Source organism: Christiangramia flava JLT2011 (assembly GCF_001951155.1).
GTDB classification, from domain to species: domain Bacteria; phylum Bacteroidota; class Bacteroidia; order Flavobacteriales; family Flavobacteriaceae; genus Christiangramia; species Christiangramia flava.
In genome coordinates this window covers 2,532,968-2,549,923 of sequence record NZ_CP016359.1, presented here as the reverse complement: position 1 = coordinate 2,549,923, position 16,956 = coordinate 2,532,968, and the positions used below count along the sequence as shown (strand labels likewise).

The window sequence follows — 16,956 nt, the reverse complement described above, 5'->3', positions numbered from 1 at the left end:
TCACACAATCCTTTAAATTGAAAAAACAATTATTACTAATATTTTGCATCCTTATCTGTTCCTGCTCAGGGATTAAGATCAGGACTTCTGAGGTAGGACCAGGATGGGCAAAGAATTCCATCAATACGGTCATATTCCGGCAGAGTGCGATCACTTCCGATCAGCAATACCAGTTTACGGCTTATTACGATAATGATTCCTATCTCGTACTTGCCAGAAGAGAAGTTGGCAGTTCCAAATGGAAGATTCAGAAAACACAATATCAGGGAAATACCAAAGATGCGCATAATGCGATTAGTATTGCGCTTGATGGTGACGGCTTTTTACATGTTAGCTGGGATCATCACGATTCGAACTTAAAATATGCCGTAAGCAAACAACCCCTTAGTTTGAAATTGGGTGAAATGCAAAGCATGACCGGCAAACAGGAAAGCAAAGTTTCCTATCCGCAGTTTTATAATTTTTCAGATGGTGATCTGCTTTTCATGTACCGCTCAGGGCAGTCGGGAAAAGGAAGCCTGGTGCTCAATTATTTCAATAATGAAACGCGTAAATGGAAGCAAATTCAGAACAATTTGATAGATGGCGAAGGAGAGCGAAATGCTTACTGGCAGGCATCAGTTGATAAGAAAAATAGGATCCATCTTTCCTGGACCTGGCGTGAAACATGGGATGTTTCAACCAATCATGATATTGCCTACGCAGTATCTTCAGATAAAGGAAAAACCTGGAAAAAATCATCTGGTGAAACCTATACTCTTCCTATCAACCAGTCTTCCGCAGAAATAGCGTGGGAAATCCCGCAAAAACAAAACCTGATCAACCAAACCTCGATGACCGTGAATGATAAAGGTTTACCATTTATTAGCAGTTACTGGGAGGAAGGTGACCAGACCCAATTTCAGATCGTCTATTTTCAGGACGGAAAATGGAAAAAAGAAATAACTGATTTCAGGAATAGCACCTTTGACCTGGGAGGTGGCGGCACCAAAAGCATTCCCATTTCCAGGCCTGAAATACTGGTTACCGGTGGTATCATTTACCTGGTGTATCGCGATGCCGAAAGAAACAACAGGATCTCATTGGCTTATAAAAAATACGGAATGACGACCGATTGGAAGGTGAAAGACCTTACCTCCTATTCGGTTGGCCAATGGGAACCAAATTATGACCGCAGGGTATTTAAATCGAATAAGGAATTACACCTTTTCGTTCAGAATGTAAAACAGGAAGATGCCGAAGGACTTTCAGATACCGAACCCACCATGATCAAGATCGTTGAATTAACCAAACTGCCTAAAAAATAATGTATATGAGAATATTGCAATTATTCCTCTTCCTAGTTTTCCCTTTCAGCTTACTGGCACAGGATAACCTCATCATCAATACGGCTAACCGCCAAACTCAATCGCTCAACGGGAAATGGCATTACATTATCGATCCTTACGAAACAGGCTTTTATAATTACCGATTTAAAGAAAAAAACGCTGACGATCCGGAGGCCTACTGGAATAACCCGGTTATAAAAAATGCATCAGACCGAAAGGAGCACGGGTACAGCGATAACTATACGTTGAATGTACCCGGAGACTGGAATTCTCAGGCCGAAGTTTTTAAATATTACGAAGGCACTGTTTGGTACCAGCGGGAATTCGATGTTTCTAGTGTGGCTGCAAATAACAGGTATTTCCTGTATTTCGGAGCGGTCAATTATGAAGCACAGGTTTATCTCAACGGCGAAAAACTGGGAATGCACAAAGGTGGTTTTACACCCTTCAATTTTGAAATACCGAAGCAACTGCTCAAAGAAAAAGAAAATTTCCTCGTGGTGAAAGTAGACAATAAAAGACATCCTGATGAAATCCCCACAGTGAATACCGACTGGTGGAATTATGGTGGCATTACTCGGGATGTAAAATTAATTTCCACGCCTGAAACGTTTGTTCAACAATATGCTATTCAGCTGAAACAGGAACAGGACATTGAACAAGCTAAAAAGAAAAAAAGCTTTGAGATCTCGGGAAACCTGAAATTCAATCATTCTACCAGCGGTTCAGTAAATATCCAGATCCCGGAATTGAAAATCAATAAAAAACTAGCCATTGATGGCCGGGAAGTAAGCTTCAATCTTACTGCCAGAAAACTGCAATTATGGTCTCCTGAAAAGCCCAAACTATATGATGTACAAATCGTTTTTGAAGGAAATACACTTTCCGATAAGATCGGCTTCAGAAAGATCGAAGTTTCCGGAAAAGATATTTTACTGAATGGCGAAAAGCTGTTTTTAAGAGGAATCTGCCTTCATGAAGAAATTCCGCAAGAAGCCCGAAGAGCAAAAAATGAAACAGACGCAGCCCAATTATTTGGATGGGTGAAAGACCTGAATGCCAATATGGTTCGCCTGGCGCACTACCCGCATAACGAATACATGACCCGAATGGCCGATTCGCTAGGCGTTCTGGTATGGTCTGAAATTCCGGTTTACTGGACTATCAATTTTAAGAATGATTCCGTTTATCAAAAAGCCGAAAAACAGCTGGAAGAAATGATCATTAGGGACCGGAATAAGGCTTCGGTGATCATCTGGTCTGTGGGAAATGAAACCCCGGTGAGTGAAGCGCGGACCAATTTCATGCATAATCTTATAAAAAAGACCAAGGTGATGGATCAAACAAGACTCGTTTCGGCCGCTTTGGAGGTACACTACAATCGTGAAGAAAACTTTATTGACGATCCCCTTGGAGCATATACAGATGTGGTTTCCGTAAATGAATATTTAGGCTGGTATGGGGATCTGCCTGGAGCCAAAGCTCAGGCCAAATGGGGTGTAGCCTATGACAAGCCGCTTTTAATCAGTGAAACCGGCGCCGGGGCAAAAGGCGGATATCACGGAGAAAAGGAACAACGCTGGACGGAAGAATTCCAGGAATGGTATTATGAAGAAACCATCAAAATGATGCAGCAGATGCCGGAAAATTTTTCTGGTATGATGCCGTGGATCCTTGCAGATTTTCGATCTCCCAAAAGGAACAATCCGCAATTTCAGGATGGCTGGAACCGTAAAGGCCTAATCGACGATAAGGGGAACAAGAAAAAGGCCTTTTTCACTTTGAAAGAATATTATGAAAACATGGAAACTCAGTATGAGTAATAAACTGCTGATTTTACTATTCTTTGGAATGCCTTTCCTGGTTTGTGGCCAGAATCCCGAAAATCAAGAATTCCCTTCCCATTCCCGCGAATTTTATGTGGCTTCGCTGGTGAGGATCGCCGATCCTTTACTTTCTGCCATCAGCAAAGATCAACTAAAGTTGCAGATGCCGGTGGAACGTTCGCCCAGTGCCTGGGACGATCGAACTCATGTCACGTACCTGGAAGGCTTTGGACGCTTACTTTCCGGGATGGCTCCCTGGCTGGAATTGGGGCCTGATGATTCTTCAGAAGGAAAACTTCGGAAAAAATATCTTGAAATGGCCAGAAAAGGCATTACCAATGCCACCAATCCTGAAGCGGCCGATTATATGAACTTCACGGAAGATCGCCAGCCCCTGGTAGATGCCGCTTTTCTGGCGCAGGCATTATTACGCGCCCCAACCCAATTATGGGACCCGCTTCCTGCTGAAACCAAGCAGCAGGTGACCAAATCCCTGAAAGCTACGAGGAGTATTGAACCGTATTATAGCAACTGGTTATTGTTCAGTTCCATGATTGAAGCCGCATTATTAAAATTTGATGATTCGGCAGATGATTTCAGGTTGCAGCAACCCATTCGAAAGCATATGGAATGGTATTTAGGCGATGGAATGTATGGCGATGGTCCTGATTTTCACTGGGACTATTACAACAGTTTTGTCATTCAGCCGATGCTTCTGGACATTCTCAAAACAATGAATGAGGCAGGCCTGAAACACGAAGAGGAATATGAAGCTGTACTGAACCGGGCAAAACGCTATGCTGAGATCCAGGAAAGACTGATCTCTCCGGAAGGAACCTATCCGCCTATTGGCCGCTCACTGGCGTACAGGTTTGGTGCATTCCAGTTGCTTTCTCAAATTGCCCTTTGGGAAGAACTTCCAGAAGAACTGGAACCGTCACAGGTTCGGGGAGCACTTCAGAAAGTCATTTTTAATCAGCTGAATACTCCAGGGACTTTTGATGAAAATGGCTGGCTTCAAATTGGCTTTTTTGGCCACCAGCCTAGTATTGGAGAAGGTTATATCTCCACCGGTTCGCTGTACCTGTGTTCCGAAGCATTCTTAGTCCTCGGATTGCCCGAAAATAATCGATTCTGGACCGATGAAGCCAAACCATGGACTCAGAAAAAGATCTGGAACGGACAAAATATACCAATCGATAAAGCCGAAAAATAGAAAATATGTATCACCTTATTATCCGAAATAGCCTGCCGCTTGTAACTTTACTGCTTCTTTCCTGCAACTTCAGTAATAAGAAAATGAGTGAAACGCCAAACGATGAAAAACATTTTCCGCCAAAAGCCGACAGTGTTCTGAACATCATCAACCTGGTGAACGATCACTGGCAAAATTCGCATCCAGAACCAGACCGGGCTTTCTGGCATCCGGCTGCTTATCATACGGGAAATATCGAAGCTTATAAGGTTACCGGAAACGAACGATTTTTGGAATACTCAAAAAAATGGGCTGAGCATAATAACTGGAAAGGAGCCACTTCAGATGATCGTTCAAACTGGAAATATCATTATGGCGAAACTCCGGAACATGTGCTTTTTGGGGACTGGCAGATCGCTTTTCAGACTTATGCGGATATCTATACTTTAGAAGGTTCAGAAGATTCCACGAAGATCGCGCGTGCCCGTGAAGTAATGGAATACCAGATGAGCACTCCACAAGAAGATTATTGGTGGTGGGCAGACGGGCTGTATATGGTCATGCCGGTAATGACGAAACTTTATAAAATTACGGGTAATGAACATTACCTGGATAAACTTTACGAATACTTCCAATACGCTAATTCCATCATGTACGATGAGCAGGCAGGTCTCTATTATCGTGATGCCAAATACGTGTTCCCGCAGCATAAGAGCCTGAATGGCAAAAAGGATTTCTGGGCACGTGGTGACGGATGGGTTTTCGCGGGTCTGGCCAAGGTTTTGCAGGACCTTCCGGAGGATTATGAACACCGTGCCTTTTTTGAAGAAAGGTTTAAAGATATGGCTGAAGCCTTAAAGAATGCGCAACAAAATGCAGGTTACTGGACCCGGAGTATTCTCGACCCGGAGCACGCCCCCGGTCCTGAAACCAGCGGAACAGCCTTCTTCACCTATGGATTTCTTTGGGGAATGAACAACGGGGTTCTCAGTAAAGAAACCTACCAGCCTGTTGTTGAAAAATCCTGGCAGTATTTGAACAAGGTGGCCTTGCAGGAAAATGGTGAAATTGGTTATGTACAGCCAATTGGGGAAAAAGCGATTCCCGGGCAGATCGTAGACAAAAATTCTACGGCCGATTTTGGTGTTGGAGCCTACTTATTAGCAGCTTCGGAAATGTATCGGTTTGCTCAAAAACAGCAATAAATGGTAATTGCTACTGAATTCCTTCCAAAGTAGGGATTGTTTCCAGAATTTTACCAGAATCATCGAAATGCAGTTCGTCCATGCAGACTTCCCGATTGAAGCCTGCAGCATCTCCCATTTCAATTCCTTTTGGCCTGGTAAAACGGTGATATACGATGTACCACTCGTCTGTTCCGGTTTTATTAATTACTGAATTATGCCCGGTTCCATAGATCTGTTGCTGGTCATTCCTTTTAATCACAAGGTTATTCTCCGGGATTTCCAAAGGTCCCAGCGGAGAATTAGCAGTGGCATAACGCACCCGGTAATTTGGACTTCGGGTGTCATCTTCAGACCACAGGAAATAATATTTCCCATTTCGAAAAAACACTTCAGTTCCTTCTCTAAAAGTCTCATCTGGCGTGAGTACCTTGATGGTTTCCGGTTTGATATGTTGCATATCTGAAGTCAGTTCCGCAGCCGCCATATAACCATTACCCCAGTAGAGGTAGCTCTTACCTGAATTTGGATCGGTAAACACATCCGGGTCGATCTCCTGTCCGCCTTTCACCCCGGCAGGCTTAAAGTCGATCAATGGTTCACCACTATCTTTAAAAGGTCCCGTAGGATCGCTCGCCACAGCTACTCCAATTTTCTGGGCAGCTGTGAAATAGTAGAAATACTGGTATTCTCCATCGATTTTCTTTTCAGCCATTGCAGGAGCCCAGGCATTGCGATCGGCCCAGCTAACGTTGGTCTTCAGGTTCAGGATCGTATCTTCTTTTTTCCAGTTGATGAGATCTTCCGAAGAAAAGGTTCGGAAGTATGTTCCACTCCAACCGGTGAAACCGTCACTGGTAGGATACAGATAGTATTTACTGGTTTTATTAGAGTATAGAATTTCGGGATCGGCATAGTACCCATCTACGATCGGGTTGTTATTGACCGCCACATGAACTTCATAGGTTTTATCTGAATTAATAGTATATTTTACGGGGCCATTCGTAAAATCCTGAGGTCCGCCTGGTTCGATGCTTTTCGTTTGAGCCAGCCTAAAAGAAGGTTCAAAACTGGAAATATCGGTACCTGGCTTTACCGGAATGAAAACCGTCTTATTTTCTTCATCCACCACCATGTTGGGACAACGTACATTTTCGCCTTGTACGCCGATAATACCCGGAATATTTTTGGATGGAAAATTCTGAAGAAGGCGGCTGGTTTCTTCCTCAGTAATAGGAATGACGGTTCCGTGCCTTGGATGAAAATTCATGGAAATCTGTTCATCTACCACTTTAAAATTCTGAAGATCGTTACTCTCGGCAAATTGATATTCGCCATCGCGATACACGTCATACATGAGAATGTATTGATCAGAGCCAATGAGTTTAAAAACTCCCGATCCTTCAACGGCTTTATCAGTCTGGTCCACATTCCCAGGAAGCGCTTGATAACCAGAGGTAAGACTATTTGAAATGGCTACTTTAATCCCTTTATCATCGGTCCCTTCCGTCTTATAAAAAAGGTGATATTTCCCGTCTTTTAAAATGATATCTCCATCGATCGTCGCTTTCTCATTAGGACTGAAAAACAGCTGTTTCGGGGCTGTTTCCAGTGCCGTGAAATCCTGATTGGTATAAGCATAATAGATCTTATCGTAGCCGCCTGGCTGAAGCATGGAAAAATACACCATGAACTTACCTGAGTGCTCATCGTAAATCGTTTGTGGTGCCCAAACGCGGTTTACATCTGAAAATTCCTGAGGAAAACTGCGGGTAATGTCTATCACACTGGATTTCCAGTTTATTAGGTCATTAGACTTCAAAAGAATCATAGCCGTGTTATTCCATCCCATTTCCGAAGTTTTCAAATCGGTCAACACCATATAAAACTGATCATCTGGACCTCGCAGGATATGTGGATCGCGCACGCCTCCAGTACTGCTGATCGATCGATTATCCAGAATGGCTTTATCATCGTTCAATGCGTAGTAATTGTAACCATCTGAACTAATCGCATAATGCACGGCCTCTTCCCCATCGCCATTCCCGGTAAAATAGGCGAACAGATAATTGGAGAATTCAGGAGTTTCATTTTTGGTTCCCGCACATGACTGGAATAAAAAGGTAGTGAACACTAGCAAAAAGCCAATTCTAAACAAAGATTTCATATTTATGGAATTTGTAGGAAGATAAGACTTTTTATTAAACGTACTAAATACATTTAATAAAAATCACTGAGAGGTCAGCATAAAAAAACCCTAACAACTTTAGTTATTAGGGTTTTTTGTGACCTCGCCAGGATTCAAACCTGGAACCTTCTGAGCCGTAATCAGATGCGCTATTCAGTTGCGCCACGAGGCCAGTTTTTCAGTTGCTCTGTGTCTTACAAAGCGGGTGCAAATATATTGTTTATTTTAAAAACTGAAAAGTTTCCGGAAAAAAAATCTGAATTAAATTATTTCAGCGCTAAGTCCCGCGTCCAACAGCTTGGAACACCTCGGCTTCAAATCATCATAAGGCCCGGTTTTTACCGTACATTTTCCTTTATAATGAACTAATATGGAACATTGTTCTGCCTGTTCCGGAGTATGATCACAGGCATAGATCAGCGTCTCGATAACATGGTCAAAAGTATTGTAATCGTCATTATAGAGAACGATCTCATTCTCTCTTTCCTTTTGGGTCTTGAGATCAACTTCTTCAAGTAATTCTTCTTTCGTGCTCATCTTCAATTATTTTCTCATGTAATTCGCGGCAAAGATACAACTATTCATAAAAACCTCAGCGTGAAAACTTTGCAGCCACCCAGTTGCTACGTTCCAGATGTTCCACGAATTTCAGATCCAATTTTTCACAGGTTTTCTGGATCACCGGAAGGTCTTCAGAATAAAATCCGCTGAGGAAAATACTTCCGTTCTCATTCAGGCATTGAATGTATTCAGGAAGGTCCCTTAATAAAATATTCCTATTGATATTGGCCAGAATCATGTCGTAACTTCTACTCTCATTGAGTAATTCCGCACCACCTTCTTCCACCTGGATATGGTCACACTCATTTTTCGCCACATTCTCGAGGGTATTGAGATAACACCAGTTATCGATATCGATGGCGTCAATGCGCTTAGCGCCTTTCATAGCAGCTAATATTGCGAGCACACCGGTGCCACAACCCATATCTAAAACACGCTTTCCTTCCCAGTCATTTTTCAGAATATGCTGGATCACCATGTGCGTTGTCGCGTGGTGCCCGGTACCGAAAGACATTTTCGGCTCGATCACTATATCAAATTCCACTTCCGGCTTCGGATGGAATGGTGCACGCACGCTGCAAATATCATCAACCAGAATAGGAGTGAAATTCTTTTCCCACTCCTCGTTCCAGTTAATTCTTTCAATTTCCTTCTGTTCGTAGGTGATCTTGACTTCTTCAGATTGCAGAATGTGTACATTCGTGAGCAGGTCGTCTTCATATTCCTCTACCGGAATATAGGCCGTCACTCCGTCTTCGTTTTCTACAAAACTCTCAAAGCCCAGGTAACCCAATTCCGCGATCAGGATCTCGGAAGCTGGTTGCAAAGGCTCAATCTGAAAGTCAAATTCCAGGTAATTCCCCGACATTAAAATGCGTTTACAATTTCCACAAAATCTACCGCCTTGAGGCTGGCACCACCAATAAGACCACCATCTACATCTTCCTTGGCAAAGATCTCCTGTGCATTGCCAGGCTTCACACTTCCGCCGTAAAGAATCGATGTTTTATCTGCCGTTTCCTTGCCCACGTTTTTCTCGATCAGCGTACGGATGTGCTTGTGCATTTCCTGCGCCTGCTCCGGGCTTGCTGTTTCACCAGTCCCAATTGCCCAAACCGGTTCATAGGCAAGAATGAGCTTTTCCCAGGCACTTTTTGGCAAGTTGAACAAGCTTTCTTTTAACTGCGTTTCCACCAGCTCAAAATGTTTTTCACTTTTACGATCTTCCAGTTCTTCACCGAAACAGAAAATGACGGTCATGTCCTGCTCGATGGCTGATTTTACCTTCTTTTCCAGCAATTCGTTCGTTTCCGCGTAGTAAGCTCGTCGCTCACTGTGCCCAAGAATTACCGTTTTTACCCCAACGCTCTTCAGCATTTTAGCCGAAATTTCGCCGGTATAGGCCCCGCTTTCATGCTCGCTCATGTTCTGGGCAGCCACAACCACGGGAGTGTCTTTCAATGCTTTAAATACAGGATATAAATTCGTAAACGGAGGCGCTACCATCACGGTCGCTTCCGGTTCCTTCACCATCTGAAGCTTCAGTTTGGTAACCAGTTCTTCGGCTTCCGCAAGATCCATGTTCATTTTCCAGTTTCCTGCTACAATTTTTTCTCTCATAATTTTTGGTTTCAGTAGTTGATTTTATTCCTGTGCTACAAATATAAAAAATGGCCCGCAGCTATTTCCTAAAGCCGAGCCAAAGAATAGCGATTTATCTGATTTTACAATTCTATTTCCGAAGAATCTGACCAGTGTTTTTTCTGGCTGATCGTCCCATTGTTCAGTATCAAAATACCGGGATTTGCCCGAACTATGGTCTTAAGCGCTGTTTCGTCTACCTGGTAAAAATCGAGGTCTACACCTGTTTCCTTTTTCAAAGTTTGCTGAAGTCGTTCCCCGGAAGCCGTAAGCCCCACGATCATATAATCTTTGGTCTTTGCCTCACTAATCAGGTTTTTGATGCCTGCGTAGCCTTCCAGTTCGGTGGATCGGATGTTATAAGCCACGATCAGCAGCACTTTTTCAGCGTTCAGCACCTCCTCAGTAATATCTCCATCAGGACCTTCGATCACAAAATCGTGGATAGGCGCAATCATCTCTGCTCCTTCCTGGGAGGTTTCGACGCCTATGAATTCCCCATCAACCTGCGGATAGGCACCGGTATTTTCGATAACCTGCTCTTCCCCATCAATCTTGAATTTCCAGCGATAGGTCACTTCCGCAGTTTCCGGTAATTGCATTTGCTCCGGAATGTTATTCCCAATCTTATACGCCCGAAAATCGATAAGTGGCAAGTGCATTAAAACATAATAACAAAACGCAAAACACGCGAAAAAAGAAGCAAATATGATCCAGCGATGGGAAGCCGGTGCGAATAACGGACTAATATATTTCCTATTAAAAAAGAGGATCAGGATCAACACCAGCAGAATCACATCTTTATAAAAAGACTGCCAGGGAGTTAGCGGGATGGCATCCCCAAAACAACCACAATCTGTCACCTTATTGAAATAAGCTGAATAAAAGGTGAGAAACGTGAAGAACACGATCATGATGAGCAAACTCCAGGTTGTGAATTTGGGAGAATAACCAATGAGAAGCATAATTCCCAGCACCAGTTCATAGATCACAATCACAATCGCAATTATGAGCGCGAACGGAATTAAAACCGGAATGTCCAGCACCTGTTCGCTGAAGTATTCCTGAAGTTTATACGAAAAACCCAGCGGATCATTCAGTTTTACAAATCCTGAAAAAATAAAAAGTATTCCAACCAGCACCCTGGCTATTCCGGTAATTGCCTTCATCTTAATTTTTTAAACGGTTTTGGCTTCTTCAGCTTCCTGGATATGGATCATCGCGAAAACCGAATAATTGATCATGTCCTGGTAATTGGCATCGATCCCCTCACTTACCAGGGTTTTGCCTTTATTGTCTTCTATTTGCTTCACCCGCAATAATTTCTGAATAATCAGATCGGTAAGGGAACTTACGCGCATATCCCGCCAGGCCTCGCCATAATCATGGTTTTTATCCATCATTAATTGCTTGGTTTCCGCAATTTTATCGTTGTACAGTTGCGTAGCTTCATCTGCGGAAAGGTCTGGCTGCTCGGCTATTCCCTTCTCCAACTGGATCAGCGCCATGATCGAATAATTAATGATGCCGATAAATTCTGATTTTTCGTCCTCATCAACTTTTCGCACCTCATTTTCCTGAAGCCTTCTTATTCTCTGGGCTTTGATGAAAATCTGGTCAGTAAGCGACGGCAGGCGTAAAATTCGCCAAGCACAGCCGTAATCCTTCATTTTATTGGTAAAAAGCGAGCGGCACACTTCAATGACCGCATCGTATTGTTTGGAAGTATCCTGCATGAATAGCACTAATTTCCGTAAATTTCGGGCAAATATTTCAGATAGTCAAAGTTATTTAAAGCCGCTATTTCATGTACATCAATTGCAAGGGCGAGTTAATCGATCTTTCCACTCCCAGGGTTATGGGAATCATCAATATCACCCCCGATTCTTTTTTCAGCGGAAGCCGGGCTCAGACCAATTCCGATATTTTGAAAAAAGCCGAACGAATGCTGAAGGAGGGTGCGACCTTCCTGGATCTCGGCGCCTACAGCAGCCGTCCCGGGGCCACTGATATTTCCGAAGAAGAGGAAATCAACCGACTCCTTCCCGCAATTGAAGTTATTCTGAAAGAATTTCCGGAAGCTTTACTTTCCCTGGACACTTTTCGATCAAAAGTGGCAAGAAAGGGAATTGAAGCCGGCGGCGCGATCATTAATGACATTTCCGGCGGAAAACTGGATGTTCATATGCTCCAAACGGTAGCAGAACTGCAGGTGCCGTATATTTTGATGCACATGAAAGGAACGCCACAGAACATGAAAGACCAAAACCAGTATGACGATCTCCTGAAAGACATCTTATTTTATTTTTCTGAACGAGTAAACGCTGCGAGACAACTGGGAATTAATGATATTATTGTGGATCCGGGCTTCGGATTTGCGAAAAACATTCGGCAGAATTTTGAATTGCTTTCCAAAGCCGAACTCTTGCAAATGCTGGAATTGCCAATATTGATCGGTCTTTCCCGTAAAAGCATGATCTGGAAAACGCTGGAGATCGAAGCTGCTCAAGCCTTGAACGGGACCAGCGTTTTAAACACCGTCGCGCTTCAGAAAGGAGTTCATATTTTGCGCGTTCACGATGTCAAAGAAGCGATGGAATGCATCAAATTAACTTCTGAAATTATAAACTAATCATAGTTTTTCTATTTTTACATAAAACCCCAGCAATTTGGACATCATAGATATTCGAATTCTCGATATCCTCGATATAGTTTTTGTCGCGCTTCTCCTCTATTACGTGTATAAACTGGTAAGAGGCACCGCCGCAGTCAATATCTTTATCGGGATCGTGGTGATCTACCTGGTGTGGCTGCTCACGCGTTTGCTCCAGATGGAATTGCTGAGCAGTGTGCTTGGAGAGTTCATTGGAGTGGGAGTTTTCGCGTTGATCGTGGTTTTTCAGCAGGAGATCAGGAAATTTCTGTTAATGATCGGTTCGACGAATTTTACGCATAATGGCCGCTTCTTCCGAAATCTTCGCTTTAGCAGGGATGAAACCGAATCCAGAACCAATATCGATGCTATTGTCAACGCCTGCCAGTCGATGGGCGAATCGCTAACTGGCGCGCTCATGGTGATCCAGCGAAATAACAAGCTCGATTTTGTTAAAACCACCGGGGATAAGATGAAAATAGAACTTAACCAACCCATTATCGAGTCGGTTTTTTTTAAAAACAGTACACTGCACGATGGCGCGATGATCATCGAAGAGAACAAGATCACGGCAACCCGGGTCATTTTACCCGTATCGAACGATCGTTCCATCCCGCTGCGCTTCGGTTTAAGACACCGCGCGGCTGTTGGGATCACTGAAAAGACTGATGCGTTAGCGTTAGTTGTTTCCGAAGAAACCGGCCAGACTTCTTTTATCAAAGACGGGCAGTTCGTGATGTTCGAAACGATGGAGGAACTTCGTGAAAAACTGAAGGAAGACCTGAGCAGGTAATTTAAACCGTTTCTTCTTCCTTGAACTGCACCTCGTACAGTTTGCGATAGTAACCGTCTTCCTTTTTAAGCAATTCCTGATGGCTACCGGTTTCAACGATCTCTCCCTGGTCCATCACAATGATCTTATCAGCCTGTTTGATCGTCGCCAGCCTGTGCGCAATCACAATAGACGTTCTGCCTTTGGTAATACGTTCGGTAGCTTCCTGGATGAGCTGTTCGCTGTAACTGTCTACGGAAGAGGTCGCTTCATCCAGCACCAGGATTCCCGGATCGCTCACAAAAGCCCGAAGAAACGAGATCAACTGGCGTTGTCCCGAAGAAAGCATCGCTCCACGTTCTTTTACGTTATAATGGTAAGCATTCGGCAAGGCATTGATAAATTCGTGGATCCCGATCTCTTTGGCCGCATTGATCACATCTTCTTCTGAAATCCCTTCTTTGTCCAGATGAATGTTGTTCATGATCGTATCCGCAAACAGGAAAACGTTCTGCAGCACAACGGCGATCTGAGAGCGCAGGCTCTTCAGGCTAATATCGCGCACGTTGGTCCCGTCTACCAGGATTTCCCCACTGTCGATCTCGTAAAATCGGCCGAGCAGGTTGATAATGGTTGATTTCCCGGCGCCGGTTGCCCCAACGATCGCCACGGTTTCACCCGGGTTCACTTTAAAGGAAATCCCTTTCAACACTTCTTCGTCTTCCACGTAGCTGAAACGTACATTGCGAAATTCAATTTCTCCCTTGATAGCTGAAATATCCAGTTTTCCGTTGTCTTCAATATGCGCTTCGGTATCGATGATATCAAACACGCGGTTGGCCGCAACCATTCCCATTTGCAGGGTATTGAACTTATCAGCAATCTGTCTTAACGGCCTGAAAAGCATTTGGGACAGTTCTATAAAAAGAACGATAATACCCAGAGACATATCGTCGCCGGCAAAGACCCGCAAACCTCCGAACCACACGATCAAACCTATGGTAATGGATGTAGACATTTCCGCGATTGGGAAGAAAATAGAATTATACCATACGGTTTTCACCCAGGCATTCCGGTGTTTGTCATTGATATCTTTAAATCGTTCATATTCGGTCTTTTCACGGGTAAAAAGCTGAACGATCTTCATACCGGTAATTCGCTCCTGCACGAAGGTATTCAAATTGGCCACCTGGGTTCGCACCTCTTCAAAAGCCAGTTTCATCTTTTTCTGAAAAACACGAGTAGCATAAACGATGAACGGCAGCACCGTCAAAACCAGCAAGCTGAGTTCCCAGCTTTTATAGAACATCACACCAATGACGATCAGCATTTTCAGCAGGTCACTGATGATCATGAACAAGCCCTGGGAAAAGATACTGGCGATGGTCTCAATATCACTCACTGCCCGGGTAACCAGTCTTCCTACCGCCGATTTGTCGTAATATTTCATTCGGAAACCCAGCATATGCTTGAAGAGTTTCACCCTGATATCCCGTACAACCTCCTGCCCCAGCCAGTTCGCGTAATAGATAAAACAGAACTGGAAGACCACCTCCAGAATGAGAATTCCAACCATGATGCTCACGAAGAGGACCAGGTTTTCATAATCTGAAGTCATCAGCGCATTATCGATCGTATATTGCAGGATCATTGGGCGCACCACCCCGAACAGCGAAGTGAGTATCGCGGCAACGGCTACGAAATAGAAGATTCGTTTATAAGGATTGGTGTATTTAAGCAAGCGCTTAAACAAATCCATATCGAAAGCATTACCTGTCTTTGAAGCCATTTAATTAATTCTGATTGTTTCGGGATACTCGATCTTTGTCAAATATAAGCCATGAGCAGGAACTGAAGCACCCGCCTTCGCCCGATCTTTACTTTTTATGATTTCATGCATCGCTGCGACCGGCAGTTTTCGCTGCCCGATTTCCACCAGCGTTCCCACGATGGCGCGAACCATGTTTCGAAGAAATCTGTCGGCAGAAATATGAAAAACCAACTTATTTTTTTCCTTTTTCCACTCGGCATGGAAAATTTGGCAAATATACGTACGCACATCGGTCCTGCTTCGTGAAAAACATTGAAAATCTGAATACTCTTTTAGAATTGCAGCTGCAGAATTCATTTTTTCCAGATCCAGTTCCGGTTTAAAAAACCACGCCAGCTCGCGATTGAACACGTCTTTTTCCTGAATAATATGATATTCATAGCTCCGGGAAGTCGCGTCAAAACGAGCATGTGCTTCCTCCGTTACCGGAAAAATTTCGGCGATCGCGATATCATCTGGCAGCATACAGTTCAGCTTATAAGCCATTTCAGCAACATCAATTTCTTCCGTCAGGTCAAAATGAGCGAACAGTTGCTTCGCATGCACACCCGCATCAGTGCGGCCTGCGCCCACCACTTCAGAAAAACCAGGCAGGATTTTCCGCATCTGGTTTTGCAGTACTTCCTGAACGCTAACAGATTGTGGTTGAATCTGCCAGCCGTGATAGTGTTTTCCGTAATATGAAAGTTCAATAAAATACCGCAAGCGCGCCGTAATTTTTATATTAGCGAAACGCAAAGATAAGGCAAATCGCAGAAGGAGAAATACTATTGAATGGGCATTTCTGCGGAAGCTTTTAAAAGGAACTGCTGTGAAAAAAATATTGCTTTTAAGTGACACCCACGGGTATATGGACGATAGAATACTGCATTATGCCGAGCAGGCCGACGAGGTTTGGCATGCCGGTGATATTGGCGATCTTCATGTAACTGATCAACTGGCGGCCGTTAAACCTGTTAAAGCGGTCTACGGAAATATCGACAATGCCACTATCCGGAAGGAATTCCCGCTGAACAACCGGTTTATGTGCGAAGATGTAGATGTTTGGATCACCCACATAGGCGGATACCCGGGAAAATACGCTCCGGCAATCAGGGAGGAAATCAGAAAAAATCCGCCAAAATTGTTTATTTGCGGGCATTCCCATATCCTGAAGGTCATGAATGACAAGAATTTGAAATTGCTGCACATGAATCCTGGTGCGGCAGGCAAGCAGGGGTTTCATAAGAAACGGACGATGCTGCGGTTTAAAATTGACCAAAAAGAGATCTCAGACCTGGAAGTTATCGAACTCGCATAAAAAAACCCGGAATGACAATTCCGGGTTTTTCACGCACTAATACTACTAAGATGATAGGCTTATCGCAATCGGTCAACAGATTTTACGAGATCTTCGTCCCTTTTGATGGCCTTGTTGGCCAACACAAGAAAAACGATAGAAACAATGGGAAGGAACATCCCAATACCCTTCTCTGAAATATCCATTTCTCCAGGTAAACTTAGAGACCAATAAACAAACACTCCTAGTAAAAAAAAGTTCAATATGATGTTCAGTCGCCCAAGGACGAACTGTAGTTTACGATTTTTGAACATGAATATGCTAATTAACGACAATGCTCCGGAAATCAAAAACATTCCGAAAGAAATTAATTGTTCCTGTGCAAAAACAGGCTCTCCGGCCGCGTTTTCCCAAACTGGAAAAACAAAGATGAGCACGGCGCTCACCACGAAGGCAATTAGCAGGTAAACAGTTTGTATTCGTTGAATCATTTTCGGC

Annotated in this window: 16 protein-coding genes and 1 tRNA gene; 7 read left to right on the top strand and 10 right to left on the bottom strand. The window is 43.7% G+C overall.

The window, feature by feature from the left end; genetic code table 11:
• Positions 1-17 precede the first annotated feature (17 nt).
• The 4 genes from GRFL_RS11095 to GRFL_RS11080 are packed head-to-tail and all read left to right on the top strand — an operon-like array spanning position 18 to position 5,554.
• The gene (locus GRFL_RS11095) at positions 18-1,307 is read left to right on the top strand and encodes a BNR repeat-containing protein (RefSeq protein ID WP_083644681.1); all 1,290 of its coding nucleotides are present in this window, start codon (positions 18-20) and stop codon (positions 1,305-1,307) included.
• Positions 1,308-1,312: 5 nt separating this feature from the next.
• Complete coding sequence (locus tag GRFL_RS11090) at positions 1,313-3,151, top strand: glycoside hydrolase family 2 protein (protein WP_169833974.1); 1,839 nt, start codon at positions 1,313-1,315, stop codon at positions 3,149-3,151.
• The gene (locus tag GRFL_RS11085) at positions 3,144-4,370 is read left to right on the top strand and encodes a DUF2264 domain-containing protein (RefSeq protein WP_083646099.1); all 1,227 of its coding nucleotides are present in this window, start codon (positions 3,144-3,146) and stop codon (positions 4,368-4,370) included. The genes GRFL_RS11090 and GRFL_RS11085 overlap by 8 nt, the downstream gene beginning before the upstream one ends.
• A gap of 5 nt (positions 4,371-4,375) precedes the next feature.
• On the top strand, positions 4,376-5,554 hold the full coding sequence (locus GRFL_RS11080; RefSeq protein ID WP_083644679.1) for a glycoside hydrolase family 88/105 protein: 1,179 nt from the start codon (positions 4,376-4,378) through the stop codon (positions 5,552-5,554).
• A gap of 10 nt (positions 5,555-5,564) precedes the next feature.
• Here the strand turns inward: GRFL_RS11080 and GRFL_RS11075 are convergent, their stop codons facing one another.
• The 7 genes from GRFL_RS11075 to GRFL_RS11045 form a co-directional block, all read right to left on the bottom strand.
• Positions 5,565-7,700, bottom strand: a complete 2,136-nt coding sequence (locus tag GRFL_RS11075) for a glycoside hydrolase family 43 protein (protein WP_083644678.1) — start codon at positions 7,698-7,700, stop codon at positions 5,565-5,567.
• A gap of 119 nt (positions 7,701-7,819) precedes the next feature.
• A tRNA-Arg gene (locus tag GRFL_RS11070) sits at positions 7,820-7,893 on the bottom strand.
• Positions 7,894-7,982: 89 nt separating this feature from the next.
• Positions 7,983-8,258, bottom strand: coding sequence for an ATP-dependent Clp protease adaptor ClpS (locus GRFL_RS11065; protein ID WP_083644677.1), 276 nt, complete (start codon positions 8,256-8,258; stop codon positions 7,983-7,985).
• Between the two features lie 55 nt (positions 8,259-8,313).
• Positions 8,314-9,150 (bottom strand): 50S ribosomal protein L11 methyltransferase, encoded by an 837-nt coding sequence (gene prmA / locus GRFL_RS11060; protein WP_083644676.1) that lies wholly within the window; start codon positions 9,148-9,150, stop codon positions 8,314-8,316.
• Positions 9,150-9,902 carry a triose-phosphate isomerase gene (gene tpiA, locus GRFL_RS11055; protein ID WP_083644675.1) on the bottom strand — a complete coding sequence of 251 codons (753 nt, stop codon included), beginning with the start codon at positions 9,900-9,902 and terminating at the stop codon, positions 9,150-9,152. Before tpiA ends, prmA begins: the two co-directional genes overlap by 1 nt.
• Before the next feature lie 104 nt (positions 9,903-10,006).
• On the bottom strand, positions 10,007-11,092 hold the full coding sequence (locus GRFL_RS11050; protein WP_083644674.1) for a BT_3928 family protein: 1,086 nt from the start codon (positions 11,090-11,092) through the stop codon (positions 10,007-10,009).
• Between the two features lie 9 nt (positions 11,093-11,101).
• Complete coding sequence (locus GRFL_RS11045) at positions 11,102-11,659, bottom strand: DUF1599 domain-containing protein (protein WP_083644673.1); 558 nt, start codon at positions 11,657-11,659, stop codon at positions 11,102-11,104.
• A 71-nt stretch (positions 11,660-11,730) separates the two neighbouring features.
• On the opposite strand from GRFL_RS11045, the gene folP reads away from it, so the two are divergent.
• Positions 11,731-12,555, top strand: coding sequence for a dihydropteroate synthase (gene folP, locus GRFL_RS11040; RefSeq protein WP_083644672.1), 825 nt, complete (start codon positions 11,731-11,733; stop codon positions 12,553-12,555).
• Between the two features lie 37 nt (positions 12,556-12,592).
• A complete protein-coding gene (gene cdaA, locus GRFL_RS11035) occupies positions 12,593-13,369 on the top strand; it encodes a diadenylate cyclase CdaA (protein ID WP_083644671.1) in 777 nt (258 codons plus the stop codon).
• A 1-nt stretch (position 13,370) separates the two neighbouring features.
• On the opposite strand, the gene GRFL_RS11030 is transcribed toward cdaA, so the two are convergent.
• Both GRFL_RS11030 and truA read right to left on the bottom strand, forming a co-directional pair.
• Positions 13,371-15,137 (bottom strand): ABC transporter ATP-binding protein, encoded by a 1,767-nt coding sequence (locus GRFL_RS11030; protein ID WP_083644670.1) that lies wholly within the window; start codon positions 15,135-15,137, stop codon positions 13,371-13,373.
• Complete coding sequence (truA, locus tag GRFL_RS11025; RefSeq protein ID WP_083644669.1) at positions 15,138-15,884, bottom strand: tRNA pseudouridine(38-40) synthase TruA; 747 nt, start codon at positions 15,882-15,884, stop codon at positions 15,138-15,140.
• A gap of 106 nt (positions 15,885-15,990) precedes the next feature.
• On the opposite strand from truA, the gene GRFL_RS11020 reads away from it, so the two are divergent.
• Positions 15,991-16,479: a metallophosphoesterase family protein gene (locus tag GRFL_RS11020; RefSeq protein ID WP_083644668.1), complete on the top strand. Its 489-nt coding sequence runs from the start codon at positions 15,991-15,993 to the stop codon at positions 16,477-16,479.
• A gap of 59 nt (positions 16,480-16,538) precedes the next feature.
• Here GRFL_RS11020 and GRFL_RS11015 read toward each other — a convergent pair whose 3' ends face one another.
• The gene (locus tag GRFL_RS11015; RefSeq protein WP_083644667.1) at positions 16,539-16,949 is read right to left on the bottom strand and encodes a DUF4293 domain-containing protein; all 411 of its coding nucleotides are present in this window, start codon (positions 16,947-16,949) and stop codon (positions 16,539-16,541) included.
• Between the last annotated feature and the right edge of the window lie 7 nt (positions 16,950-16,956).

Coding starts and splice junctions, on each gene's coding strand:
- GRFL_RS11075 (WP_083644678.1), bottom strand. CDS start 7,700: ATGAAATCTTTGTTTAGAATTGGCTTTTTGCTAGTGTTCACTACCTTT.
- tpiA (WP_083644675.1), bottom strand. CDS start 9,902: ATGAGAGAAAAAATTGTAGCAGGAAACTGGAAAATGAACATGGATCTT.
- folP (WP_083644672.1), top strand. CDS start 11,731: ATGTACATCAATTGCAAGGGCGAGTTAATCGATCTTTCCACTCCCAGG.
- GRFL_RS11065 (WP_083644677.1), bottom strand. CDS start 8,258: ATGAGCACGAAAGAAGAATTACTTGAAGAAGTTGATCTCAAGACCCAA.
- GRFL_RS11085 (WP_083646099.1), top strand. CDS start 3,144: ATGAGTAATAAACTGCTGATTTTACTATTCTTTGGAATGCCTTTCCTG.
- GRFL_RS11015 (WP_083644667.1), bottom strand. CDS start 16,949: ATGATTCAACGAATACAAACTGTTTACCTGCTAATTGCCTTCGTGGTG.
- GRFL_RS11030 (WP_083644670.1), bottom strand. CDS start 15,137: ATGGCTTCAAAGACAGGTAATGCTTTCGATATGGATTTGTTTAAGCGC.
- prmA (WP_083644676.1), bottom strand. CDS start 9,150: ATGTCGGGGAATTACCTGGAATTTGACTTTCAGATTGAGCCTTTGCAA.
- GRFL_RS11045 (WP_083644673.1), bottom strand. CDS start 11,659: ATGCAGGATACTTCCAAACAATACGATGCGGTCATTGAAGTGTGCCGC.
- GRFL_RS11050 (WP_083644674.1), bottom strand. CDS start 11,092: ATGAAGGCAATTACCGGAATAGCCAGGGTGCTGGTTGGAATACTTTTT.
- GRFL_RS11090 (WP_169833974.1), top strand. CDS start 1,313: ATGAGAATATTGCAATTATTCCTCTTCCTAGTTTTCCCTTTCAGCTTA.
- GRFL_RS11080 (WP_083644679.1), top strand. CDS start 4,376: ATGTATCACCTTATTATCCGAAATAGCCTGCCGCTTGTAACTTTACTG.